The organism is Scandinavium sp. (genome assembly GCF_036271055.1).
Classification (GTDB): Bacteria; Pseudomonadota; Gammaproteobacteria; order Enterobacterales; family Enterobacteriaceae; genus Scandinavium.
In genome coordinates, this window is the sequence record NZ_DATBBJ010000027.1 from 253,175 (window position 1) to 278,908 (window position 25,734).

The 25,734-nt window shown below is 53.0% G+C and carries 26 protein-coding genes and 1 tRNA gene; 8 read left to right on the plus strand and 19 right to left on the minus strand.

Annotated elements, in window-relative coordinates:
* Window positions 1-7: 7 nt before the first annotated feature.
* Window positions 8-715, minus strand: coding sequence for a 16S rRNA pseudouridine(516) synthase RsuA (gene rsuA / locus VH187_RS04125; protein WP_329700203.1), 708 nt, complete (start codon window positions 713-715; stop codon window positions 8-10).
* Window positions 716-862: 147 nt separating this feature from the next.
* Here rsuA and radD point away from each other — a divergent pair, with 147 nt between their 5' ends.
* The 5 genes from radD to rplY all read left to right on the plus strand — a co-directional run bounded on the left by radD (window position 863) and on the right by rplY (window position 5,002).
* Entirely contained in the window at window positions 863-2,620 is a 1,758-nt protein-coding gene (gene radD / locus VH187_RS04130; RefSeq protein ID WP_329700242.1) for a DNA repair helicase RadD, read from the plus strand.
* Between the two features lie 99 nt (window positions 2,621-2,719).
* Window positions 2,720-3,280: a fasciclin domain-containing protein gene (locus VH187_RS04135; protein WP_329700204.1), complete on the plus strand. Its 561-nt coding sequence runs from the start codon at window positions 2,720-2,722 to the stop codon at window positions 3,278-3,280.
* Between the two features lie 60 nt (window positions 3,281-3,340).
* A complete protein-coding gene (locus tag VH187_RS04140; RefSeq protein WP_329700205.1) occupies window positions 3,341-3,889 on the plus strand; it encodes a sigma-70 family RNA polymerase sigma factor in 549 nt (182 codons plus the stop codon).
* Window positions 3,886-4,563, plus strand: a complete 678-nt coding sequence (locus tag VH187_RS04145; RefSeq protein ID WP_329700206.1) for an anti-sigma factor — start codon at window positions 3,886-3,888, stop codon at window positions 4,561-4,563. The genes VH187_RS04140 and VH187_RS04145 overlap by 4 nt, the downstream gene beginning before the upstream one ends.
* Window positions 4,564-4,717: 154 nt before the next feature.
* Window positions 4,718-5,002, plus strand: coding sequence for a 50S ribosomal protein L25 (gene rplY, locus VH187_RS04150; RefSeq protein WP_329700207.1), 285 nt, complete (start codon window positions 4,718-4,720; stop codon window positions 5,000-5,002).
* Between the two features lie 49 nt (window positions 5,003-5,051).
* Here the strand turns inward: rplY and yejK are convergent, their stop codons facing one another.
* Window positions 5,052-6,056, minus strand: a complete 1,005-nt coding sequence (gene yejK, locus VH187_RS04155; protein ID WP_329700208.1) for a nucleoid-associated protein YejK — start codon at window positions 6,054-6,056, stop codon at window positions 5,052-5,054.
* A 133-nt stretch (window positions 6,057-6,189) separates the two neighbouring features.
* Here yejK and VH187_RS04160 point away from each other — a divergent pair, with 133 nt between their 5' ends.
* The 3 genes from VH187_RS04160 to VH187_RS04170 all read left to right on the plus strand — a co-directional run bounded on the left by VH187_RS04160 (window position 6,190) and on the right by VH187_RS04170 (window position 8,358).
* Window positions 6,190-6,417: a YejL family protein gene (locus VH187_RS04160; protein WP_329700209.1), complete on the plus strand. Its 228-nt coding sequence runs from the start codon at window positions 6,190-6,192 to the stop codon at window positions 6,415-6,417.
* Between the two features lie 28 nt (window positions 6,418-6,445).
* Window positions 6,446-8,206: an LPS biosynthesis-modulating metalloenzyme YejM gene (gene yejM / locus VH187_RS04165; RefSeq protein ID WP_329700210.1), complete on the plus strand. Its 1,761-nt coding sequence runs from the start codon at window positions 6,446-6,448 to the stop codon at window positions 8,204-8,206.
* Window positions 8,207-8,281: 75 nt separating this feature from the next.
* Window positions 8,282-8,358 (plus strand) — tRNA-Pro (locus tag VH187_RS04170).
* A gap of 69 nt (window positions 8,359-8,427) precedes the next feature.
* On the opposite strand, the gene VH187_RS04175 is transcribed toward VH187_RS04170, so the two are convergent.
* The 17 genes from VH187_RS04175 to VH187_RS04255 all read right to left on the minus strand — a co-directional run.
* Complete coding sequence (locus tag VH187_RS04175; RefSeq protein ID WP_329700211.1) at window positions 8,428-9,774, minus strand: VasL domain-containing protein; 1,347 nt, start codon at window positions 9,772-9,774, stop codon at window positions 8,428-8,430.
* Between the two features lie 60 nt (window positions 9,775-9,834).
* Window positions 9,835-10,449 (minus strand): bactofilin family protein, encoded by a 615-nt coding sequence (locus VH187_RS04180; protein ID WP_329700212.1) that lies wholly within the window; start codon window positions 10,447-10,449, stop codon window positions 9,835-9,837.
* Between the two features lie 199 nt (window positions 10,450-10,648).
* The gene (locus VH187_RS04185) at window positions 10,649-11,119 is read right to left on the minus strand and encodes a hypothetical protein (protein ID WP_329700213.1); all 471 of its coding nucleotides are present in this window, start codon (window positions 11,117-11,119) and stop codon (window positions 10,649-10,651) included.
* 20 nt (window positions 11,120-11,139) lie between these two features.
* Window positions 11,140-11,595 carry a type VI secretion system baseplate subunit TssE gene (tssE, locus tag VH187_RS04190; RefSeq protein ID WP_329700214.1) on the minus strand — a complete coding sequence of 152 codons (456 nt, stop codon included), beginning with the start codon at window positions 11,593-11,595 and terminating at the stop codon, window positions 11,140-11,142.
* On the minus strand, window positions 11,595-12,140 hold the full coding sequence (gene tssJ / locus VH187_RS04195; protein ID WP_329700215.1) for a type VI secretion system lipoprotein TssJ: 546 nt from the start codon (window positions 12,138-12,140) through the stop codon (window positions 11,595-11,597). The genes tssE and tssJ overlap by 1 nt, the downstream gene beginning before the upstream one ends.
* A complete protein-coding gene (gene tssG, locus VH187_RS04200) occupies window positions 12,118-13,203 on the minus strand; it encodes a type VI secretion system baseplate subunit TssG (protein WP_329700216.1) in 1,086 nt (361 codons plus the stop codon). The genes tssJ and tssG overlap by 23 nt, the downstream gene beginning before the upstream one ends.
* On the minus strand, window positions 13,167-14,921 hold the full coding sequence (gene tssF, locus VH187_RS04205; RefSeq protein WP_329700217.1) for a type VI secretion system baseplate subunit TssF: 1,755 nt from the start codon (window positions 14,919-14,921) through the stop codon (window positions 13,167-13,169). Before tssF ends, tssG begins: the two co-directional genes overlap by 37 nt.
* A gap of 44 nt (window positions 14,922-14,965) precedes the next feature.
* A complete protein-coding gene (tssA, locus tag VH187_RS04210; protein WP_329700218.1) occupies window positions 14,966-16,558 on the minus strand; it encodes a type VI secretion system protein TssA in 1,593 nt (530 codons plus the stop codon).
* The gene (locus VH187_RS04215) at window positions 16,558-20,025 is read right to left on the minus strand and encodes an ImcF-related family protein (protein ID WP_329700219.1); all 3,468 of its coding nucleotides are present in this window, start codon (window positions 20,023-20,025) and stop codon (window positions 16,558-16,560) included. The genes tssA and VH187_RS04215 overlap by 1 nt, the downstream gene beginning before the upstream one ends.
* A complete protein-coding gene (locus VH187_RS04220) occupies window positions 20,022-21,146 on the minus strand; it encodes a hypothetical protein (RefSeq protein WP_329700220.1) in 1,125 nt (374 codons plus the stop codon). Before VH187_RS04220 ends, VH187_RS04215 begins: the two co-directional genes overlap by 4 nt.
* Window position 21,147: 1 nt before the next feature.
* On the minus strand, window positions 21,148-21,408 hold the full coding sequence (locus tag VH187_RS04225; protein ID WP_414713901.1) for a PAAR domain-containing protein: 261 nt from the start codon (window positions 21,406-21,408) through the stop codon (window positions 21,148-21,150).
* A 22-nt stretch (window positions 21,409-21,430) separates the two neighbouring features.
* Complete coding sequence (locus VH187_RS04230; RefSeq protein ID WP_329700221.1) at window positions 21,431-21,721, minus strand: T6SS immunity protein Tli4 family protein; 291 nt, start codon at window positions 21,719-21,721, stop codon at window positions 21,431-21,433.
* A 4-nt stretch (window positions 21,722-21,725) separates the two neighbouring features.
* A complete protein-coding gene (locus tag VH187_RS04235) occupies window positions 21,726-22,091 on the minus strand; it encodes a hypothetical protein (RefSeq protein ID WP_329700222.1) in 366 nt (121 codons plus the stop codon).
* A 74-nt stretch (window positions 22,092-22,165) separates the two neighbouring features.
* A complete protein-coding gene (locus tag VH187_RS04240; protein ID WP_329700223.1) occupies window positions 22,166-22,420 on the minus strand; it encodes a hypothetical protein in 255 nt (84 codons plus the stop codon).
* 168 nt (window positions 22,421-22,588) lie between these two features.
* A complete protein-coding gene (locus VH187_RS04245) occupies window positions 22,589-23,719 on the minus strand; it encodes a T6SS immunity protein Tli4 family protein (RefSeq protein ID WP_329700224.1) in 1,131 nt (376 codons plus the stop codon).
* Window positions 23,712-25,334, minus strand: coding sequence for a lipase family alpha/beta hydrolase (locus VH187_RS04250; RefSeq protein WP_329700225.1), 1,623 nt, complete (start codon window positions 25,332-25,334; stop codon window positions 23,712-23,714). Before VH187_RS04250 ends, VH187_RS04245 begins: the two co-directional genes overlap by 8 nt.
* Window positions 25,335-25,337: 3 nt before the next feature.
* On the minus strand, window positions 25,338-25,734 hold a 397-nt coding region (locus VH187_RS04255), incomplete at its 5' end, for a DUF2345 domain-containing protein (protein ID WP_329700226.1).

Below are 25,734 nucleotides of genomic sequence, written 5' to 3' on the forward strand. Positions count from 1 at the left end.
CCTTAAGTCAGCGTGGCGCTAAACCTACACTGGCGATTTCTTCTTCGGTTAACGCGCGGTATTCGCCCGGCGCTAAGTCGTCATCCATCTTAATCTCACCGATGCGTTCGCGATGCAGGCCAACCACGTGGTTCCCCACCGCCGCAAACATGCGTTTCACCTGGTGATAGCGGCCTTCGGTAATGGTCAGACGCACTTCCGTCGGGGAGATGACTTCCAGCACAGCGGGTTGCGTGAGATCTTTCTCATTATGCAACTGAACGCCACGGGTGAATTGTTCTGCCGTGTCATCGGACACCGGAGATTCCAGCGTGACCAGATAGGTCTTCTCGCAGTGATGGCGCGGCGAAGTGATGCGGTGCGACCACTGTCCGTCATCGGTCATCAGCACAAGGCCGGTGGTGTCGATATCCAAGCGTCCTGCGGCGTGCAGCTTGTGCGCAACCGGCTCATCAAGGAAATAGAGCACCGTCGGATGATCCGGGTCGTCGGTAGAGCACACATAACCCTGAGGCTTGTTGAGCATGAAGTAGCGCGGGCCGTTTTGTTGGGTCAACGGATTTCCGTCATATTCCACATCGTGTTCCGGCAGGAGCTTAAAAGCGGTGAGTTTGACAATCTCGCCGTCCACGGTAACGCGGCTGGCGCGAATCTCACGCCCAGCAATGGCACGACTGATGCCGAGTTGCTGAGCGATAAACTTATCGAGTCGCATGAAGTATTTTTTGCCTGTAAGAGTGCGGTGTCGGGCATAGCCCGAAAATGAAGCGATATCAGGGTTCAAGTATAACGGCCCTGCTAAGCCACTCAAGTGAAAAGATTCGTGGCATACTATTTGTCTGTATTTAATGACGCCGGAACCATGACCTTTACTCTTCGCCCCTATCAGCAGGAAGCGGTGGACGCCACCCTCTCCCATTTTCGCCAACACCAACAGCCCGCGGTGATTGTTCTGCCCACTGGTGCGGGGAAAAGTCTGGTGATCGCCGAGCTCGCCCGTCTGGCGCGTGGACGTGTGTTGGTGCTTGCTCACGTCAAAGAACTGGTGGCGCAAAATCACGCCAAATACCTTGCACTGGGGCTTGAGGCCGACATTTTTGCGGCCGGGCTAAAACGTAAAGAAAGTCATGGCAAAGTGGTATTTGGCAGCGTGCAGTCGGTGGCGCGTAATCTTGAACAGTTTCAGGCTGAATTTTCGCTGTTGATTGTCGACGAATGTCATCGTATCAGCGACGACGATGACAGCCAGTATCAGCAAATCCTGGGGCATCTGAAAAAGGTGAACCCTTACTTACGTCTGCTGGGGCTGACCGCCACGCCGTTTCGGCTGGGCAAAGGCTGGATTTATCACTTCCATTATCACGGTATGGTGCGTGGTGATGAGAAGGCACTGTTTCGCGACTGCATCTATGAACTGCCGCTGCGCTATATGATTAAACACGGCTACCTGACGCCGCCGGAACGACTCGACATGCCCGTCGTGCAGTACGATTTCAGCCGCCTACAGGTGCAAAGCAACGGCCTGTTTAGTGAAGCGGACCTGAACCGCGAACTGAAAAAACAGCAGCGCGTGACGCCGCACATCATCAGCCAGATTGTTGAGTTTTCGCAGGATCGCAAAGGAGTGATGATTTTTGCCTCAACCGTCGAACATGCCAAAGAAATCACTGGCCTGTTGCCCGTACAGGACGCGGCACTGATCACAGGGGAAACGCCTACGCCGGAACGTGACCGCCTGATTGAAGCGTTTAAAGCGCAGCAGTTTCGCTATCTGGTGAACGTCGCCGTACTGACCACTGGCTTCGACGCCCCGCACGTTGACCTGATTGCGATCCTGCGCCCGACCGAATCCGTCAGCTTGTATCAGCAAATTGTGGGCCGTGGGCTGCGTTTATCGCCGGGTAAGACAGATTGCCTGATCCTTGATTACGCCGGAAATCCGCATGACTTGTTCTCCCCGGAAGTGGGCTCGCCAAAAGGCAAAAGTGACAACGTTCCGGTGCAGGTGTTCTGCCCGTCTTGTGGTTTCGCCAATACGTTCTGGGGGAAAACCACCTCGGACGGCACGCTTATCGAGCATTTTGGCCGCCGCTGTCAGGGCTGGCTGGAAGACGACGAAGGCCATCGTGAACAATGTGATTTCCGCTTCCGCTTTAAAAACTGCCCGCAATGTAATGCGGAAAATGACATCGCCGCCCGTCGCTGCCGCGAGTGCGACACGATTCTCGTCGACCCGGACGATATGCTGAAAGCGGCGCTGAAGCTGAAAGACGCGCTGGTATTGCGCTGTAGCGGCATGATGTTACAGGACGGTTCCGATGAAAAAGGCCCTTGGCTGAAAGTGACCTATTTCGACGAAGACGGTGCCGATGTGAGTGAGCGCTTCCGTCTGCAAACGCCCTCACAGAAAACCGCTTTTGAACAGTTGTTTATGCGCCCGCATACCCGCACGCCCGGTATTCCGCTGCGCTGGATAACGCCAGCCGACATTCTTGCCCAACAGGTTTTACTGCGCCATCCCGATTTCGTGGTCGCCCGCAAGAAAGGACACTTCTGGCAAGTGCGCGAAAAAGTCTTTGATTATGAAGGCCGTTTCCGTCGGGCGAACGAGTTGCGTTAATTATTTTCATTTTCTTGCATCCGTTTTCTTCGCTCATTCGTATTAACAGTTGAGGGCACATATCAGCCCGATCCGAAAACGTGAATGAGGGAAGTGAAAATGAAACAATTTCTGCCATCTCTGCTTTTTTCTGCTCTGGTTTTCAGCGGCGTGTCTCAGGCCGCAATGATGGACAATGACACCGTGATGGTAGGTGGTGCGGCGATGTATCCATCTAAAAACATCGTGCAAAATGCGGTGAACTCCAAAGATCACACCACGCTCGTCGCGGCAGTGAAAGCAGCCGGTCTGGTGCCAACACTGGAGGGCACCGGGCCGTTTACCGTTTTTGCTCCCACAAATACGGCCTTCGAAAAACTGCCTCCAGGGACCGTTGACTCCCTGCTTAAACCCGAAAATAAACAAAAACTCACCGCCGTTCTGACCTATCACGTGGTGGCGGGTAAATACGATATGAAAGCGCTGGAGAAAAAAATCAAAGCCGGTGGCGGTAAAGCGGAGCTGAAAACCGTTAACGGAGGCTCGCTGTGGGTGATGGCGAACGGGCCGCATAATATTCAGCTGAAAGATGCTCGCGGTAACATCGCCAATATCACCACGTATGACGTTAACCAGAGTAACGGCGTCATTGATGTGATCGATACTGTGCTGATGCCGTAAAGCGTTGCCTATACTGTGTGCAGCCACGGTGGTGTGGCTGCACCTTTAACAGGGACACTGATGACAACCCACGCGCCGCATATTCATGCCGGATTGATGACGAAAATAGCCTGTGGCGATAAAGACGCCCTGGCGCAGCTCTATCACACGATTTCTCCCCGCCTGTTTGGGATTATTTTGCGCATGGTCCGGCGTCGCGACTGGGCAGAAGAAATCCTGCACGACACCTTTATACAAATCTGGCAGTCGGCGACCTATTACGACGAACAGCGCAGCGAGCCACAGATTTGGCTCAGCCATATCGCCCGCAATCGGGCCATTGATTACCTGCGAAAACATGAAAATCGCTGCTGCTCGGTGGAGGATATTACCGAAGCAGAAGAAAGTTTTCAGGCACCGCTGCCTGCGGAAGATATTCATCAGGAAGCCCGACGCTTACAGCAATGCCTTGAACACCTGCCGTCGGAGCAGCGGCAAAGCATTGCGCTGGCTTACTACCGTGGGCTGTCGCAAACCGAAATCGCGCTGTCGATGAGTCAACCGGAAGGCACCGTGAAAAGCTGGATCCGTCGTGCGCTGGCACATCTCAGGGAGTGTGTGGGCCTATGAACATTCAGGAAAATGATGACCTTCTCGCGGCCGAATACGTGCTTGGCGTGGTGGATGAAATGACACGCAAGCGGCTCGACAAACGTCTGGCTGACGATGCTGAGTTTGCTGCCCAGGTTATCCGCTGGCAAAAAGCGTTTAGCGCTATCGACGTGACAACACAAGATGTCACACCTGCGCCAGAAATCTGGCGGGGTATCGAGCGCGGTTTACATCAGGATGTTCATTCGTTGCATAAAGCCCCTTCCCGCCTGCGCCCTGCAACCTGGCTTGGCTGGGCTTTTGCCGCCGCACTGGCTGGCGTGCTGGTCTTCACCTATGTGGTGAAACCGGAGCAAGCATCGCCGATGCAACCCGTTGCCGTACTGAGTGGCGCGCAGTCTAATGAACAATTTGTAGTCAGCGTGAATAAATCGGCGTCGCTGATTCAGGTTTCGGCGCTCAACGTGACGCTGCCGCAGAGCAAGAATCTTCAGCTGTGGCTGATTAAAGGCAACAATCCACCGCGTTCGCTGGGCCTGATTACCCATAGCGATCACAACGAATTCAGGCTGGGCTCAGACTCGCTTGATAATCATTCGGTGCTGGCGATAAGCCTCGAACCTGTTGGCGGATCGAAACTGGCGGGCCCTTCCGGACCGGTCGTATTCCAGGGGAAAATCAGCCTGCTTTAATGCGAAAAGCCGCAATTAGCCGGTTCTGAGGTGTTGTTTCCATTGCCCCAATAGGGATTGGGGGATATAATGCCGCCCGCTTTTGCATGTGCAAAGCAGATCATTTGCCTGTTGCTGGGTCGCCTGTAACAGGATTACATATAGAGAGAAGTCAATGATTACTATTAACGCTGAAGTACGTAAAGAGCAGGGTAAGGGTGCGAGCCGCCGTCTGCGTCTTGCCAACAAGTTCCCAGCTATCGTTTACGGTGGCGAAGCAGCTCCTGTTGCTCTGGAACTGGATCACGACAAAGTATGGAACCAGCAGAATAACGCTGAATTTTACAGCGAAGTTCTGACCATTCTTGTTGATGGCAAAGAAGAAAAAGTGAAGGTTCAGGCTGTTCAGCGTCACCCGTTCAAGCCAAAACTGACTCACATCGACTTCGTTCGCGCTTAATCGCTGACAAGTTGTGAAAAACCCCGCTTCGGCGGGGTTTTTTTATGGCTTATTTTCCGCTGGTGCGGCGCGTGAGCTGGTCACGCAAGTTTGGCGGTGTGCCTTTGATGGTCAGTGTGTCCGTCGCGGGATCCCAGAAAATTCGTTCACCGAGCAGCAACGCATCGAAGTTGATAGTCAGTCCACCGCCGCTTCCGGCGTATTTGGTCAACTGACGCAATGTGCTGCGATCCGCCGGGAAACTCTCTTCCAGTTCATAGCCTTTATCTGCGGTGAACTCATGGAAACTGACTTCACTGACGCCTGACAGCTCTTTGGACAGCGACTCCAGTTCAATCTCTTCCCCGGCCTGCAACTGCTCGTTACAGTAGGTGTACACCTGCTGGCGAACGTTTTGGCGTTCCGATTTGTCGAGCTGGGCTTCGGCCGTAAAATCGTCCACCGCCTGCAACAGACCCCGGTTTTGTGCTTTGGCATTCAGCCCTTCTCCCGCGCCAAGGAAATCCATAAAGAAATCGGATACTTTGCGCCCGACACGCCCTCTCAGGAATGTCAGATAACGGCTCGATTCCGGATTGGTTTCCCACTCGGTCAAATCAATGCGCGCAACGATATCGGCGTGGTTGATGTCCAGATAGTGCGTAGAGCTAATATCCAGTTGTTCGTTCACACGCATGCTGCTCAGGTTATTGAGCACCGCCACCAGCAGATATTCCACCGCCAGATAACGATAATGGCAAAACAGCACGATGCCACCGTCGGCAAACGGGTATTTCGCCAGTTCGTCGCGCAAACGACCGGTGGCCGCACGGCTAAAGGCCAGGAAATCTTCCTCACCCTGACGATGCAGGCGCAGAGACTGGGCGAGCTCACTTTCTTCAGTGAACATACCATAGGCTTTGTTCTTCGCACTGTAGGCACGATGCAGCTCGGCCATCATCTCTTCGACCGTTGCCGTTGGCTCCAGCAGGCTATCGCGCAACACCAGCTCAAGATTTTGTTCATCACGCTTGATCATCTGGTGCAGGGCAATCTGGTTGATATCCAGACTCATGTTAAACTCTCCTTTTAGACTCGACGGTATTCAACCACCGCAGACGCAACTGTGTAAAGGCGAAAAAAAGCGGAAAAAAAGCTGCTGCTACGGTAATATGTTGCCCTTTCATGAACAAACAGATTCTGGATTTATGCCGCAAATCTCCCGCTACAGTGATGAACACGTTGAACAACTGCTGACAGAGCTTGCCAACGTGCTCGAAAAACATAAGACACCGACCGACCTTTCACTGATGGTGTTGGGCAATATGGTGACTAACCTGATTAACACAAGCGTCGCGCCAGCCCAGCGTTCGGCGATTGCTCGCTCGTTTGCTCAGGCGCTGCAATCCTCTATTAGCGACGATTCGGCGCACTAAGCGACTACAGGAAGACGACAAACAGTTTATGGTGACTCATCGTCAGCCCTATCGAGAAAAAGTGTCCCAGATGGTCAGTTGGGGGCACTGGTTTGCCCTGTTCAACATTCTGCTGGCCGCAGTTCTCGGTAGCCGTTATCTGTTTGTCGCCGACTGGCCGACGACGCTTTCGGGTCGCGTGTACTCGTATATCAGCCTCGTCGGGCATTTCAGCTTTTTGGTGTTTGCCACTTACCTGCTGATCCTCTTCCCGCTCACGTTTATTGTCATGTCGCAGAGGCTGATGCGGTTCTTATCCGCCATCCTTGCTACCGTCGGCATGACGCTGTTGCTCATCGACAGCGAAGTCTTTACCCGCTTCCACCTGCACCTCAATCCCGTGGTCTGGGAACTGGTCATCAACCCCGATCAGAATGAGATGGCTCGTGACTGGCAGCTGATGTTTATCAGCGTGCCGGTTATCCTGTTGATTGAGATGTTATTCGCCACCTGGAGCTGGCAAAAGCTGCGCAGTCTTACACGCCGCCGCCATTATGCGCGGCCCGTGGCATGGTTTCTGTTTACCGCGTTTGTCGCTACCCATGTGATGTACATTTGGGCCGATGCGAATTTCTATCGCCCCATCACCATGCAGCGCGCGAATTTACCGCTCTCGTATCCAATGACCGCGCGTCGTTTTCTGGAAAAACACGGTCTGCTGGATGCACAAGATTATCAGCGTCGTTTGGTGGAACAAGGCGATCCGGAAGCCGTATCTGTGCAGTATCCGTTAAGTGACCTGCGCTTCCGCGATCTGGGCACAGGACAGAATGTGCTGCTGATCACCGTTGACGCGCTCAACTATTCACGCTTTGAAAAACAGATGCCTGCGCTGAGCGATTTCGCCCAGCAGAACATCAATTTCACCCAACATATGAGCGCCGGTAATGCCGCTGACAGCGGAATTTTCGGGCTGTTCTACGGTATTTCCCCAAGCTATATGGATGGCGTGCTGTCTGCGCGTGTGCCTGCGGCATTGATTTCCTCGCTAAACCAGCAGGGTTATCAGCTTGGGTTATTCTCGTCTGATGGTTTCAGCAGCCCGATGTACCGACAGGCACTGCTCTCAGATTTCTCCTTGCCGCCGTCTAAATCTCAGAAAGATGCGGATACTGCAAGCCAGTGGATTAGCTGGCTGGGAAGTTACGCGCAGGAAGAAAACCGTTGGTTCTCGTGGATTTCCTTCAATGGCACCACGCTTGCTGATAGTCAGAAGCAAAGTTTTAATCGTCGCTACGCGCGTGCCGCGGCTGATGTCGATAAGCAAATTGATCGGGTGCTGACTGCCCTGAAAGAATCGGGCAAACTCGATAAAACGGTGGTCATCATCACAGCCGCACACGGTGTGCCGCTGGATAAACAAGGCGCTGATTTTGACTGGTCACGTTCACAGCTTCAGGTTCCGTTGATCGTTCACTGGCCAGGTACGCCTGCCCAGAAAATATCTACGCTGACCGATCATAAAGATGTGATGACAACGTTGATGCAACGCCTGTTACACGTCAGCACGCCTGCGAATGAATACTCACAAGGCCAGGACTTGTTCAGCGCCACACGCCGACATAACTGGGTTACTGCGGCGAGCAGCACCGATTTGGCAATCACGACTCCACAGGTGACCGTCGTGCTGAATCACAACGGTAATTACCGCACGTGGGATCGCAACGATGAGAAAATTGACAACCAAAAACCGCAGCTCAGCTTGCTGCTTCAGGTGTTGACCGAAGAGAAACGGTTCATCGCTAACTGATTGATTATTTATGAATCACTTGGTGAAAACCGTCTTGCATTCAGTCTGGGAAACGGTAGTATAATTTTCCTGCATCGGCACGTAGCGCAGCCTGGTAGCGCATCAGCATGGGGTGTTGAGGGTCGAGAGTTCAAATCTCTCCGTGCCGACCAAATTTTCAGATAAAAAAAGGGGTTAACCGAAAGGCTAACCCCTTTTTTCATCTGCAATGCAGTGGAGCATTATTTCTCAGAAGAAGATTGCTTTACATTCCCCACGGCGACACTTAACCCACTGATATGCTTTTCCAGTTGCTGTATCTGCCCAGGGGTAGCCTGATCTTGAGTTTGTCGGAGCTGTTCTTCGACTGGCACCGTTTGCCGAAAACTGGTGATCATGCCAAAAACGGCCGATTTTAACTCGCTGACGGTGATGTATTTGCCCTTCTGACCGTCCAGCGCATTCAGTTTGTCGGACAAAGCCTGTAACTGCTGCATCCCGTCATGCCAGCCATTCAACGCGCTGTCGGGCAGAGTCTCCATCGCCATTTTCTTTTGCCACTCAGATTTCATCTCTGCGACCTGCACATTGCCCGGCCACAACATTTCCGCCTGCGTGATCAGTTGCCCGGCATATTGCTGCTGCCAGTCATACGGTAAGGCAGCCATGGCTTCAAGTTGCGCCGATGCCTGTTTCAACCAACTGTTTGCATCCTGCGGGAGTTTATCCGAGCGTTGCAGCGTCTGGAGTTCATCGGCGGTTAACGTCCGGGGCAATGGCGCTACAGAGTCTGTCAGCGCCTGCACCGCCACATCCGTTTTGTGCAGCCAGCCATTGACCCACCAGGTCACCCCACTCACCAGGAATGCTGCCAACATGCCTGCCACAAAAATGGGCCAGCGTTTGGGTGGGGGTGGCACATCGTGTATCACCTCGACATTGACCTCTGGTTCCGGGCGTATCACGTAAACCAGTCTGTTTTCAGCAGGATGGGAACGCGCAGCGCCCTGCTCCACCAGCGCCTGTTCCGGTAAAGCAATGGCTGGCGCTGTCATGCTTTGCGGAGCGCTGTTTTCGAGACGTGTCGTGGCAGCCGTAATTTGCTGAGTAAGAGGGGCCAACTGACAGACCTGTTTAAGCTCCTGACGCCCGAGAATGTCATCCAGCGAACGCAACAACGTCTCAGCTTCGTACAGCGGATGCAGGTCATCATGGTCCAGAGTCAGCGTGCGAAACGTCTTTTGCAGGCGTTGACTCAGACCGCTGATAATTTCAGCGCGAGCGTGAGTCTGTTGCGGCCAAAGCTGTACCCACTGATGGCTTAAAAGGGCATTAAGAATTGTCAGGCCTTCATTCATACCATTGACTCGCGCAAGATAGCTACGAGCAAGCGTGTACCAGGCGGCTGTTTGCAGTTCCACGCCATTTTGCTTAAATAGCGCCAGCGATAAGCGTTCTACCTGCGCCCAATTCACATCAGGCCGCGCGGGGTGTGTCAGCTTGCCCATCTCCTCGCGAAGTGCGGAAAAATCAGGCAACGAGCGAGGATCAGCGCCGGTTCGGATGTGCCGGGAATCGGTATCAAACATCTTCATATCCCTGAAAATTAAAAAATAAAATCACGAACAGCTCAGCTGCATTTTTGCAGATTATTGCTCGTTGGCTGAATGGAGTTCGCGCGGGTCAATCTCGAGGGCAAAATCTACGACATTTGTTTCCTGAACCTGCGTTTCACACAATTGTTCTGCTCGCCCCGTAAATACTCCACCGGTTGCCACCGATAGCGTGGAATACTGGAGCACACCCTGCACATTGCCGTGTCTGCAAATATCAACTTTTTCAACGCAACATTCACCGACTACCTGCCCGTCAACAATCAGCACTGGTGCCGTGATATTCCCCGTTACTTTGCCGCTGCGCATAACATGTATCTGGCCGTCCGCTGCGTGGATATCACCTTTAAATTCACCGTAAATATAGACCAGCCCGGTTGTGCGAATATTGCCTTCAACGCAGACATCTCGTGCAATGACCGTGTTCTGGCAGGTATTGTCTGTTTCGTTATTATTCGATATTGAAACCGTCGCTGCAGGTGGTACTGCTGATGCAGTAGTAAGGCGAATTGTCTCTTTTTCCGTATTCTTTTTCCCGAACATATCCGTTTTCCCTTCTTTCATAAAATGTACAAAAAATGAACTCACTGACAATGCCGCAACCAGGCATGCAGTAAAGAAATCAAAAAATAGTGAAACAACCAGAGACAAAGACCAGAATCCCGCCCCCAGATAAAAATATAAAAAGATGTCGTCCTCCTGACCCTGCTTTCGTCCGTCTACGCTATCCGGTAAAGAATGCCGTTGTGCTGGATCCCGGGGGCAATATTATAACCTTACGCTTCCAGGGTTTTCTGATTCTTTCTCTGGCCTCATCCTGCCAGGCACCGACAGCACAAGTGAGCAGGGATTAAGCCAGGAGCCCGTCAATCATGTCGAAAAAAGCATCCTCACTGAATACTCTTCTTTGGCCTTGGACGGGGCCCATTTTTTGCCATGTCCAGCCGCTATTCTCGGTTGATCGCATAAACAAACGGCACTGCGCCCACGTATCTCCCTCGGCAAAGAGACTCGCTTCCACGCAGCCGGTCACACCCTGCCCGTATAAAAACAGCGGGGTGAACTTTATCTTTCTGCTTTCCCAGACAAGGACAACCCCCGGCACGTTAAACGGTGTTCCGCCCACAAGTAACTCAACGACAGGGACGACACTATTTTCAATCTGGATCCCAGTGTCTGTAAGCCATTCGGCCATTTGTCCCCGCAACTGCTCCATTCGTTCACAAAACTCAGCGATATCCGCCTCATACCGGGAACGAAATGCACCGCTGCGGGGCTGGTTTTCCTGAAGTTTTTTTAGAAACCGTGCTTTTGCTGACATGTTTTCCTGCCGCTGAAATCTTATAAATGGCTATGCGGATCGAGATAGTTCTGTTGACGCATATGGCGAATCAGTACCCGCCCTTCCGGCATAAACTCAGTGCCGTAACGCACCAGTCCGATGCCTTTCAGTTCGGCATCAATGGCGTAGCGTAGTTCGCCGGGGATCGACTGCTCCTGCATCACCACGTCAATTCTTTTAAGACGCGGCTCATATTTAAGCAGGACGTCTGAAAGCACGCGCATCAATTGATGCGCGGTGCCTGGAAGCCCCTGCAAAATAGTCGTCATATCCGGCAAGCCAAAATCAGGAATATGCGCCAGCGTACCCGCACGGCAATTAAGGATCCGCTGCATGTTGTCGAGCACCGACATGATGACCTGGTTCTGCTCGCTGACCTGGTGCAGGTCGAGACCACCGGTGAAATTGCCGGCCAGCATTTCATACAATGAGGGTGTGTTGTGTCCCTGTGGCATCAGTCATCCTTGAGCGGTTGCAATGTCAGGTGATTGTTCCCGGCTTCCAGAATACGCGGTTTATCCGGGTCAAGGTCTTCACGCTGGATAATCTGCTTCCAGGTGTTATTCACCATATCCGGATGACGGAACAGCCCGACGACCGCGACGAACTGCGCGTCAGCTTCCATCGGCATGTCGAGAGTCGCATCTCCGCCCGGTTTCACCACCACGTCGCGGGTCGCCAGCAGGTCTGCTTTCAGAATAGTGTCGCCATCCTTGAGCAGTTGCTGATAGACCGTTTTGTCAAACGTCTTACGGTCTTTCAGTTGATAGACACGTACCACCACCGGCTCCGAGAGCGAGTTGCTTTCGCGGGCATCGGTGTTCAGCGCCTCACGGGCGGTGAAGTCCAGATGGAGTACTTTAATTTTCTTGTAGAACACGGCGGTAAAGGCCGATTTGGTGCCATCGCTGACGCTCTGTGTCAGGCCGCAGCCGGACAGACTTATGGCCAGCAGCGGTAACAGCCAGCGTGTATTTTTAGTCAAACTTGTACGTAACACGTCGGTTTCCTTGTTGTGGTGTGGCAGGCTCCATTCCGGTGTAGTAGCCCAGTTCCGTCGTAAAGGTCGGTGGAATATCATCCGCCAGCGCGTCGCTTTCGGCACCCAGCACGCCGTTCATCCCCAACCAGAACGGCCCTTCGCCAAGCGGCGGAACCGCCAGCAGACGGGTGGTGGTGGTGAGGGTGATTTTTGCCTTAAAGCGCCAGCCGAGATAGACCCGCAGCATCACCAGAAAGTCCTGATACAGCAGGCCGTCCGGTTTCCAGCCCAGGGCTTCCCGCTCGTCATCGGTGCTCAGGGCAACCAGCAGTTGGCTGTTGGCATCCATCGCTTCATCGCCGAGCGGCGTGTTGCCATCGAGCACAAAATCATCATCGCCGAAGAATCCCAGCGGTTTGCTGACTTCAATAGGGCGCAGGCAGTACGGACTGACCCGGACCCGGGTGCCCGGGGCCAGTAATGTCACCAGCGCCTGCATCCCTTCCTGCGTTTTTCCCGGCTGCTGCAGTACGCCCAGCAGCGACAAAAAGCGTGATACCGGGGTGGCGATATGCTCTGCGGTACCGGGAATACCCAGCCCCACCAGACCCAGCAGCGACTGGGAAATGCTGTCGGTGCCACCGGGTTCGAACGTTGCCGGATAGGAGTATTTACGCCAGATACGGTAAAACTGGGTCAGGATGCGGTGGCTGAAGATATCCAGAAAACCCTGCAGCGCTTCATGCCCTTCCCGACGCTGGGTAATGTCATCGAGATACGCGGTCGGCAGCGGAGAATCAACGCCATACATCCCCATGAAGGTCGTGCGGATGACCGGCGGCTTGCTGTCGTCATCTTCATCGTATTCGACGGCTTTAAGTTCACTGACCGGAAAACCCATCCCCGGATGCGGTGCAAAGCGCACCGCATCGTCCGTCGGATGACTGGTTGAGCCCATCAGGGGCTTACCCGGATTTTGCTTCTCCAGCAACTGGCAGAAGCGGTAAAAGTTGATCCGGTTAAGTTCCGCCTCCAGTCGCGGGCTCAGCCGGGAATGCGGCGATTGTGCTTCTCTTCCCATTCGAGGCGCTCTCCGGTCGGTTGCAGGATGATAATCAGGCGGTTAAACAGATAGATGTCGGTGTAGAGGGCGAAGAAACGGCTCAGCATCTCGCCGAACAGGCAGATATCGCCCTTGCCGGCAAAACCGTGACTGTCCAGCGTCACCTCAATCTGTACGCCACGCACCAGATACCCCTGTTCAAAACGTTCAGTTTCACTGTGCTTCACATCGATAATCGCTTCGAGGCGGCGGCGGTTCATTTCACTGTCCGTCCACTCATACAGCGCCAGCGTGCCGCGCAGTACGTCGGCATTGTCCATCATCGACAGAAACCCACTGCCCAGATGGCTCAGTACGCGCCAGTGAAAACGGTCCTGCGCAGGCGGGTAACACGGCAGCGTCGGCGCACAAAGGTTACGTACGGCAATACTGGCCGAGGTGGTTTTCATCACCGTATCGAGCACCGTGCTTTGTAGCGCGCGGCGGGGTAGCTGACCGTTGGTGCCGGTGAGCGTCAGCGACAGGCTTTCATCTTCCGGTACGGTGTGGTCATCAAAGGCTTCGCCGCCGAGGATAAGCCAGGTGTTGTGCAGCCCGGACGGTCCGCGACGCACGCGGGTATGGTAATAATACTCCGGCGCATCGTGGCGCATCATCCCGCCTTTATGGCGGAAACTGGAGAACGGCACGTAGGTGTGCTGGCTGGAGGACATCACCGAATCGACGGCATAAATCTCGGTATGCCCATCCTGCACACGCATCGGGCGCAGCATGTATTCGGTCTGCAGCGAGTTGAGCGTCAGCGGGTCAGATTCCAGCGGGAAGAGATTTATCACCGGCACGCAGTTGAGACGCAGGTGCTTCTCGGTAAAGCTGAAATCATGCTCCCAGCGCTCTGTCAGCACCACGTCGATTTCAAACCACGGAAGCTCCTCTGGGAAGATGACCGTCTCCAGGCCACGCAGCCCGGTGAACATGAATTTCTCACGGAAGGTGAAGTACTCCAGCAGCAGCTGGTAGCCACTGAAGCTGCTGCTGCCCTTCGGCCACAGGCTGTCATCATCACCAAACCCGAGGGCAGTGAAATGCCCCTTCAGCGGTCTTCTGTCCACATCGCCCGGCATCCGCAGCCATAAGCGGTCGGTATTCATCGTGAAGGCTTCATGCATGGCGCAGGCCAGCGGCGCATCAGCGTTGAAGTAGAACGGGATATTGCTGAGGTCGACACGGCTCCAGTCGGCAAGGTGGCTGCAGTTAAAGCGCAGCGTCACTACCGAGCGTCCTTCCGGGTCGGTGGTCAGACGAGCCTGATCCAGCGACAGCGGCTGAAGATTAATCTCTTTGGTAGTGGTGTAACGGCAACGCGTGCCCTTCTCACCAATCGGCCGCGAGTTAACTTCGAAACCTTTGGCAATGCGCATCTGCTCTTTCATTTCACGCCAGTCAGGAGTGAACTCCACCACTGACATTGACGGAATAGTACGCAAGTAATGCGGCCACAGCAGGCTGACCAGCCCTTCAGTCAGCTCCGGCAGGTCATCATCGAGCTTCTCGCGAAGCCGCCCCATCAGGAAGGCAAAGCCCTCAAAAAGACGTTCCACATACGGGTCACGTGCACCCGCTTTATCAAGGTTGAGCATTGCGGCCTGCTCCGGGTGTGCCCGGGCAAACTCTTCACCGGCTTCAAGCAGGTAGCGCATTTCGGCGTCGTAATAACGCAGGGTTAAGTCATCCATAAATACCTGATTATTGTTGTTTTAGCGGTAACAGTAGCGTGCGATTAACCGCACAGCACGGCACTACTGGCCGGATCGAGGGCTATCAGTCCTGCAAGCAACTGGTCCATTTCCGGCTGCAGCCGGGTTTTGTCGCTGTCATTGCGGGTGGCTTTCATGCGCAGCAGTCTGAGACGGCGTGATTTGACTTCAAACAGCAACGCCGGGGTCCACTGCGTAAGCGTGATACCCTGCGCCGCACTGTCGAGTTCACCCAGCAGATGCAGCGCCAGTTCGTTTTTGCCTTTCTGCTCTGCCACGCGGGCCATCAACAGACGCAGCAGCCATTTATCCTTCGCGGAATCGGTACCGGGACGGGTCTGCAGCCATTTGAGTGTGGCATCAAGACCCTCGCTGTCTGCCTTTTCCAGCGCTTCCGGCTCCAGCGCCAGAATGTCACTGTCCGTCGCACTGGCTGCGTTTACCGGTTCATCACGCCAGCCGGGCATATCGTCCAGCACATCCTGTTTAATCCAGTTGAGCGTGACCTCATCAGCAAACGGCGTGCCGTCGTTAAAGGCCAGGGTTTCCAGTCCGGTAAGGCGGCGAAGCAGCCCTTTCAGGTCGGCGGCGATGATGTCGGCCAGCACATCCTTTCCTGATTTTTTCAGCGCCTGCCAGCTGTACCACTGCAGGTCCAGCCAGAGATGGTTGGCGCCGCGTGAGAAGGTACTGTCTGCCTGCTCCAGAATTTCTGACCAGCTCTGTTGCAGATACAGGCGTTTGAGCATTGCCCGCTGGTCGGCCCGGGGCGGCTCAATGCGGGTTTTCCCCTCCGCATCCGGCGCCGGAATGGCGCTCAGGGTGTCATGCCGCAGACTTTGCATTAACCGATGGGCGGCCAGCCAGCCGTCTGGTTGTTCACGCAGGTACTCCGTCAGAGTGCGCGCCTGGGCCAGTAAATCCTGTCCGGAGGTTATACGACTCAGGACCGGTGCATCCCTGTCGGTCACATGTGAGGTCTGCGCATTGCCTCCGGCGTTCTGCGGCACCACGGCATCGACACCGCCGGCTTTCATCAGACGGGATTCCAGCGCGGCGTACAGGGCATTCAGCTCCGGTCGCGTCTCTTCCGGTTCAGCATCCAGGCTGTCACTGATGAGCAACAGTGCCCCGGCGGTATGCTGTGCATCCTCGCGCACCACTTCCGGGTACAGTGACAGGCTGTCGAGAACACGTGAGCCTGCCAGCCATTCCAGTGCGGCCTTACGGCTGCGGTCACGTTGCGGGTGAAGCTGTGCCCCGTAGCGCTGCAACAATCCGGCCAGCAGTTCAAGCCCCTCCGCGAAGCCAGCCTCACCGTCCTGATGCAGACGGGCCCAGCAGTAATAGGTGGCAACCCGGATATCTTTCGCCGCAGTGGTCAGCAGCTTTTCCGCCAGCTGGCAAATCAGCCCGGTATCGATACCGGAGAGTTTGTTGACCTCTTCGCGAATACGCTGAAAATCATCGTCATAACCGGGGTCTTCTCCGGTCGGGGTGGCATCGCTTAGCGACGCAAGCCAGTGACGCCAGTTTTCAGTACGTGCCTGTGCCTGCTGTCGCAACTGAGTGTCATCAGCCTGACAGGCAGAGACTAAATTATGCAGTGTGGTCATTACTCAAGCCCGTCCATTCCGTCATCGTTCGTTCTGGCCGCCATCGCCTGCGCGTTGGCGGCTGCATCCACCATGAATATCTGGTCCGGCAACGTAAATCCTCGCAGCGACAACAGCGCCAGCGGGCCTTTGCCCAGCTGTGAGCGCAGCACCCACTGCAGGGTACGTCCGTCCGGCGCGGTGAAGCTCATCATCCACTGGCTGCGGTCAAGCTGTACGCGCTTGCCCTGCTCCAGCCAGCGTATAAAGCCCCAGGTCCCGCTGTAGTCACCAAACAGGCGTGCGCCGGCACTGGTTGAGGTCCAGGTCAGCATGGTGCCCGGTTTAAAGGTATCGCCCGGCCAGCGGAAGGACTGCCAGTCGGTCATCTGGTTGAAGTAATGCAGTTGCTGTCCGTCGATGGTCAGCTGGGTTTCCACCACCTGCGGCACCGGACGCGCCTGCAGTTCAAAGCTGATGCCCTGGGTTCCGTCGGTAAACAGAATGTCGGACAACTGGCTCAGTTGATTAACCGCCTTCAGAAACACCGGATTAAAGGTCAGCCCCTGACTGTGGGCACTGTCCGGCACCCACTGGCTGCCCTCTTTGTGCAGTACACCACTGAGTTCAGCACTCAGGAAGCGGTCGATACGGCCACTGTCCTTACGCACAAACTCGGCCAGCATCGGCAGGGATGCATCACTTTTGCTGGCCGCAAACGGGAAACGACCATCAAACGCCGTGTGCCAGTTCGCCACCACAGAGCGGCTCCAGCGGTCATTGAGGCTGGCCGCGGACGGCTGCAGCACCGTTTCCCAGGCCTGGGTCAGCGGCTGCACAAACATGGTGTTGCCAAAGCCACTCCACTCTTCGCCCAGACTTGCCGCCACCAGACTGCCGTACTGCTGGGTATCGGTCAGGTCGACGCTTTTCCCCTGGAACACGGTCTGCGCCAGGGACTGCATCATCTCCTGCGGGTCAGAGGCACCCGCCACCTGCTGAAGACGCAGGCGTACACGGGTGATACGGGTCAGGTACGTTTGCAGACTCAGCGAGTTGTCTGCCGACATCACGTTGCTGGCGTTGTTTTTGCCCATCAGAGTCAACAATGGCCCGAAGGACTCATCCAGCGGCCCCTGCGGCCCGGTCGCACTCTGGTCGATAGCCGGTTTGTCTTTATTGCCAATCAGTCCTTTGGCCGATTTGATAATAGAGTCCGAGAGCCCTTCGCCCTTCTGCCCTGTCTGCCCCTGCCACGCCAGCGTGTTCATCAGGGCAATCATCGGCGACTGGCGCACATCACTCATCAGCGTCAGCTGGTCAGTCACATCGGCAATGTTGTGCGCCGGATTCCAGTGCAGGCTGTTGAGGAAACTGAGCCAGCTGCCAGCGAAGTCGGTGAAGTAACGCTGTGTCAGACGCGCTTTCAGTGCTTCCGGCGACAGGTCGGCAGAGACGGCTTTGCGGGAATCACTCAGCACCCAGTCAATTTCGTCCCGGCGGGAGTTCGCTGCTTTATCAATCGCCTGCTGAATACCGCCTTCCCACGCCTGACGGGTAAACATCCCCGGCACCACTTCGTCGGTGGTGAACAGGCGACGCGCATCGGTCCCGTTAGTCATGTCTTCCAGAGACACATCGGCAAAGTTGCGGCGCACCGATTTGAGCATGTTTTCATACAGGGTACTTTCGGCATTGCGGCGACCAATCTGCTGCAACAAGACCTGACGGCTCTGGCTCACCAGTTGCGCATCCGGGGTGATTTTCCACTGCGGCTGTTTCGGCAGTTCGCTGATATAGAACGCCCACAGGTCCGGGGACAGGCTCTGCCACAGACCGGTGGAGATACCCTGGCGGACAGGTTGTAAGGTCTTCATTGTGCTGGCATAAAACGCGCCGTCGGCTTTATCCGGACGGGACATCATCATCCAGGCCTTCAGCTGGTCATAACCCGGCTTTGCCAGTGCGGCACGCTGGTCGCTGTTAGGCGCGGAATTAGCCAGCGCACTGAGTTTTTGGGTCAGTGCAGCATTCGCCGGGTCACGTATCAGGCGGTTATTTGCCACGCCATACCACGGCAGCATTGCGTTCAGCAGTTGCGCGTTATGATCAAGGCCGAAACGCTGATACCACGGAGAGCCATCCTGAGCACGGTGCTGCAGACGGCCGGCGTCATTGCGCAAGGTATGCAGGGCGGTCAACTGGAAATCCGAAACAGAAGGATGTTCGACCAGAGCGTGGGCCTGCTCCGCGACCGACGCAATCTGCAGGCGGTTCACAGCAAATGACAGCAACATCCCCGCGCCCCACACGCCGATAATGGCCATCAACGTCCAGGCCAGCGTCTGCTCCCAGGCCATGCCAACCCGCCGACCGCAGATGCGGGTACAGTCATTGACAATCCCCTGCCAGGTCGCCGGCAGGGTCACAGCATGACGTTGTGATTCAGGTACATAATTTTGCGGGTCATGGGCATCGGTCGCGATACCTGATTTTGACTCAGACACTTCAGCCGCGTTGCTTTCCGACAAGCTGAACATCAGACCGCGCAGCGCAATACGCTGCTGAGAGGCATGCAGCCAGGGCGTCAGTTGCTGAACCCAGCGGGCGATGCCGCCTTCTTTCAGGCTCTGCCCCAGACGTAACAGGAAGTCGTGGTTGTTGTTTTCGAGCACCTGGCTTATGCCCTGCGCGCGCAACCCAGGCAGTAGTTTTTCCAGTTGGTTGCTAATATCTTCAGGCGCAGCACGCAGCGGGAAGGCGGCACCTGTCGCCTGCTCTGTACGTTTCGCCTGCGACCAGTCACTGTCACACAACTGCCACAACCAGACCGGCGCGGCGTAATGCAGCAGTTCGCTGATTTTTTCCAGCCCGCGTAAATCGTTATCGCTCATCCGTGGCGTCAGGTTCAGCGAGTGCGGCATTACCCGGACAATGCCGTCCAGTGGACGCCCGCGACGCAGTTTACGCAATGCGGTGTATTTTTCGCGGTCCGGCTCCGCCGTCAGGCTGCCGCCGTAAATCAGAACGGTACGGTTGCCTTCCAGCCACTGCTGTTCCTGCAGGCCCGGCACCAGTTGCTCAATGGCAGCGTCGTCACCGGTAACCAGCAGCAGGCGAACCTTGCGACGCCAGAAGAGGTTGTAGCGGCGGCGGAGGTGCTGTTTCAGATCAGCGTAGCGGTTTTTTAGACGATGACTCTGGGCTGAGGGTGCGATATTTTTTGTTGACGATGTTGGTTGATAGACAACCTGTTTTTTTCTGTTTTTCCAACGCCACCAAAAAGGAGAAATGACCAATCCGCACAGCAGGACAGAAAATATCCCCCCCCAGACTGACCAAATCAACCGGAATGAAAAACCTTTTCTCTCCAATGCTTCCTGGTTAACAAACAGAATTAATGCACTTATCCCAGCTAATCCTATGATCAGGATCAAATAGCCCCAAAAGCCGTGGCGAGTTGGTTGTTCTGTTTTTTCTTGGGTCATGAATAAAGCTCCTGACTGATCAAGCAAAGTGTCCCTGTTTGCTGCGGCGTTTGATAAATGATCAACTGATCTTTCCCTGTTTTCCTGGCGGCTTCGCTTAACATCGCTAAAGACAGAGGAAAAATCAGCCCTCCTGCTGGCCCAAAAGAGTAATCAATCGAATACAGAGGTTTCTTCACAGGTAGCGACCATTGATGCTGCTCGGCATATTGCATGATTTCAACAGGCGTTTTCTCTACATCCCCTGACAGCCAGACATATTGTAATTTCTGCTTATTCAGCTGGTTATATTCAAATAACATGTCCAAATCATGACTAAGCTTTTTTGCTTCCAGCGGCATCATGCGTCCTAACCCAGCTATCACTGGCATCGCATGCTGGCGAGCAAATACAGTGGAAGCTATCAATTGCGCTGAAATAAGCTCACTGTATTCTCTGGATTCACCACCAGGCCAATGCTGAAAACACAGTATCAGGAATAACCCATCGCTGTTCTCAGCATCATAAAACGATTGAATATCCTCAATGGAATCAATTCGTTCAGACACTAAATCCCATTGTTCAAAAACTGACTTTTCGATGCTAACACCAGTGGCACTATTGGCGGCGAGGACATAAATAGTTTGCAGAAACTGACGATAGTGAGGGTGTTGCTGCTCGAGTTGTTGATCGATGTTATTAAGCAATGTCGAGAGCGTTTGAGGTGAACCGAATAACGGTCGTGCCTTTTCAGGATAAGCTGGTATATCAGCAATATCCCCCAATAAATCATCCATTCCATGTTCTTCTGGCGAAAGAAGGACATTGCCAACGATCGCCAATTGCCTGCGACTCCAGTGTTGCCAATGCTTTTTGGTTTGCTTTGTCTCGGCATCCCAGCTCACACTTCCGGCCACAGATTGTTCATAGCGGTTTAATACAATCCCAAACAAACAAAACCAGAGAAATAGCGCCGGTAGCGCACCATACAACAATGCCTGAACGTAAGTAGTAACATTGAAAATCAGCAAGCTAAAAAGTGCCCCTACAGCCAGCATCAATAGCAACATCATGAACCAAAACCAATAGCGTGGCTTTGCAATCACATATTGTCTGGGAATCTCAGGTATAGGCCAGCCCATATTATGACTCGATTGTCGTTTTAGGTTGAGAGCTGATCACACGACATCCGCAGGCGCAAAGGCAGTTATTAACAACAATCTGTCGTCCATTTTCTGATGAGGTTGGGTCACCTTCTTTTATCGCGTTAAAACCATGTTCCGGACAAGAGACCATATCTCCGACCAAAGCCACCTGTAACCCATTAATAAACATCGTAGACGATGCTGTAGTCACTTTACCGCCATGCGTAGTTGCATCGCCTAAACAAACCATTCCAGACATAATATATCCTATTAGCAAAATTTTATTTGAAAGCCCCTGGCCGTAAACAAATAGTACGAACGATTTCATCCCAGAAAGCGATTATCTCCTCTTTACTTGATGAAGTAGGAGGATTGCTTTCGTTGTTTAGGTTTAGTATGAAGTTTGGAGTTTTATAACTTGAAGTCATTTCGTTAATAAATAAACTAAATCCATAACGCGGTTGATCTTTTGATGGTTGCACTCCGACAAGCAACAACTCCTCAGCGTTAAGACCATTAATATTCATGGTCCCCTTCTTTTCTATATGCCCTTGCAGCAGAAGGCTGGACAAACCACTAACTCTTTCCAGAGCAGTATTTTTTCGCGAATAAAGTTATCCGTTTCAGCAAAAAGTCTAATATTGTCAAGTTGGGGCTGACCAACAGCTCCGAATTTTTCTCTCTACCTGCTTCTGTATTATCAACCATAATAAAAGCGTCTGTAATACAGGAACCAGACGTTGTCGGAGTATCATCGCTTTTTCGACCACGAACTCTTGTCATTAATGACTGTATTTGACTAACATCTTTAGCAATATCATTTATTACAGGATCTCCGTCTCGCATTTCTTCGTAGCGAGGAGATGAGTCATTGGTAGTTTGCTTTTGTAGCTTAATGACTACCCCGTCACTATATAAGTATCCTTCCAGAATCCTTCCCATATCGTTAGAACCTGTAGTTTCATTTCTTTAAAAAATGACCCCATCCATTCCATCCTTTAAAACCCATGCTTTTTTCAAATATGGCATATTTTTAATGTCAATTGGCTGAGTTCTTTTTCGCGACGCTGAATCAGTTGAGTAAATGCAGGTCGATACATTTTCTTTGTCATCAGATAGGTGACATATATATCCTCTGGTCTGGATATTACCGCCGCCCAAATATTTTTATCCAACGGAGCAGAGTCATTATAAGCCGTAAAGGATGATGGCAGATCGAACATATAGCGTCCGACGCAGCAAGGTTTCATTTCAGAGTTTATTTTGTTCATGGCTACCTGCTGTGCTGACGTCAGTGTTTGTGGCGAAGGGTTGTAAGGACGGAAATACTGATATACCCCGACCCCCAGCGCGACCCAAACAGCAAAAAAATGACATTCCGTTTTATTTTATCCATTGTGAAGCCTCCCTGTTATTTATCTGCCATCCTTTCCGACCGGTTAAAACGCTCCGGGGCGCAGGCGTACACTACGGCTGATCGTGTCCCAGAAGGCGATAATTTCCTCCTTGCTGTAGGAGGTTGGTGACATGCGCTGATTATCCAGGATCAGCATAAAACCCGGAGTCTTGTAACTGGCCGTCATTTCATTGATATACATTTCAAATTGATATCGTGGTTCATTGTTGTCTTCCTGCAAGCCTGTTGCCAGAAACTCCTGAGCCTGCAGCCCGTTAACACTAAATGCCCCTTTTCTTTCTATTTCCCCCCGTGAACGGGAAATATTGCTTTTTATTTCTCCCATTCTGTCCAGCACCGTGTTTTCTTCACGCGTAAAGTTATCATTGGAAACCGAAACGCGTATATTGTCGAAAGTATTACTGATGAGTCCTATGTTAATATCCTCCCGATCCCTTGCCATCGGGTCGGTGGCAATAAACGCATGGGTGATACAGGAGCCAGGCTTTGTCGGAATGACGTCATTATCCCTACCGCTAATCCTCACCATCAGCGACTGCATCTGGCTGACATTACTTGCGACATAGTTCTGAATTGGATCACCATTGCGTTGCCTTTCATAACGTGACGCTGAATCATTGACAGTCTGTTTTTGTAGCTTAATGACTACGCCGTTAGTATACAGATACCCTTCCAGAATACGCATTGCATCCGCAGCGCCTTCATTTTCATTTCTTTCAAAAATCACACCGTCCATACCATCCGGCAACGGCCAGACCTTTTTCAAAAAGGGCATATCCTGAGCATCAATAGTTTCGCTTTCTCGCAGAGTCTTTTCACGCAATGTGATTAACTGCACAAAACCCGGATGATACATCTTCTTTGTTGCCAGATAGGTTTTATACATATCTTCTGGTCGGGAAATCACCGCCGCCCAGATATTTTTATCCAGAGACGCCGCGTCATTATAAGCCGTAAAGGAAGATGGCAGATCGAGCATATAGCGTCCGACGCAGTAGGGTTTCATTTCAGAGTTAATTTTGTTCATGGCTACCTGCTGTGCTGACGTCAGTGTCTGCGATGATGGATTGTAAGGACGAAAATATTGATACCCCCCATAACCCGCTGCAATTAAAGCAGCGAGGATGATGGCTTTGCTCTTTATATTATTCACGATATGCCAGCCCCGTATTCTTTACCTGTTGTGCAATTCTGATAATTGACCGCAGGGTAAACCAGCGCGCATCCATGGTGTTGTCAGATTTATACGCACCCTCATGGTCAACGCCCACCCCCAATTGAGCCTTTAACCCAGGAGAGCTGATCACCGCCGCCCTTACCGGTACTGTACCGTCGCCGTCTTCCGCCGGGGGCAATAATTCATATTTGCGGGTAACATAACCCTGGTCGGGCGTTTCCAGCGTTGCATAACGGATGGTCTTGTTAAATTTGTCTGCCGGGTAGAAGACTTCCCCCTGCTCGCTGACCTGCGAACGGTAAGCTTCCGGGGTATGTTTTCCACTTATGTCCTTCCAGTGCAGTTCTGCATACGAGGGGTATTTCTTCCCGTCATTTCCATAAAAGGCATAGGTATGTTCATGGTAATGCCCATTAAGTTTATCTATAAACTTACTGACATGATTGTTAATAATATTTTTGAAACGTCTCCAATCTTGTTCCAGCAATACCTTATCCCCGCTTTTATTCTCTGGATTAATAAAGCGTTCCTCGCATAAACCCCACCACTCCGATCTCTTAGTGTAGATTTCCGTGTACGGATCTGTCTGGGGCAACGGCTGCTGAAGACCCTCAACGTGAAACCAACCCATACCATATCCGTTGCCAGGCAGGAGCTGTAGAGGGCCCGGCGATTGCGCCAGTACAGGGGTCATTTCAGCGCCGCTGCTGCCAATCACCAAACCTATCGGCCCCGCCTCACCGGCTTTCATCCGCTTATAGGCCATTGGGGCACCACGATCCGGCATCACCCCGTGCACAATGCCCAGGATATTTTTCTGCCCGTAATTACCTTTCAGCAGTTCCGAATAGTAGCGGGAGACTAGCCCCCCCATCGAATGGGTCACAAGAATAACCTTTTCGCATTTGCGCCCGCTGGCTTTGTAATCGTTAATGATCTTATCAATACGCTCGACCAGCGCTTTTGCAGAATCCACATTCGACTGCAGCCAGTTGTAACCCACCGCATGGACCGGAAAAAGGTACTGATAGCTTAATGCCACTTCCGCTGGGGTTAGGTTACTCTCACCGATTTCTGCCCCCAATGCTTTATCCAGCAGCCTCTCACGCAAGGTCAGGCTACCATTTTTACTGGTCTTATTTTTTAACATTGTTTGGTTATCGTTCAGCGCCCCCTGGAGCCAAGGCAGGAAGGTGCCGTAGCTCATCGCCCCCACTTCGCCCCAGCCCCTCTCCCGGCGGGATTTAAAAAGCAGATATTCTTCAGGGCTTTCGGTCTCAATTTTCCCGCTGGGATCGACAACGGTTTTGGTGGGATCCAGTAATTTTTTTCTTTTCGCTGGCCCTCTTCCCATCCAGGGTAGCATGCTTGCCTCCCCGTTGACGGTCCAGACGGGTTGATTGTCATCGGGGTTCATCAGATTACTCCCCATCACCCCCGGTAGAAACACAACCGGGATGACTCTGTCCGGCATCTTATAAAGTTTGAGCCATTGCTCCTTGTCTTTTGGAGTAGCAATGACCTTATAGAGGGGATGACCGAACTTATCGTAGCCCAGCAGGACGTTATTATTTTCAGTGGTCTCACTCATCCGTTAGTCCTCATCCTTCAAGTTTATCTGTATTGACGCAGGATCCATTACACTCTGTTTTTCCCCACGACCAGATGCAGAGGTCATTAACTCCTGCACGGTGCCATCGCTGTGCGTCAGGCTGATTTTCTGGCCTGCGACAGGTTTATCAGAATAGGGCCACATTACTTCAGGCCCCATTTCAAATTCGCTGCTCTCCCAGCACTGTGCCGCCTGGCTCATACTTCGCCCACCAAACTTCTGCCACACCGCACCACGCTCAATTATCTTATCCGGTGCCGCACACTCCACTGTTCCGTCCGCAATGCGGATATAGCCACCACCGCTGGTCAGAATGATTTCCTGTTTCGCGCTGATAATCAGCTTTCCCTCGCTACTGCTGATACGGATGTCTTTTAGT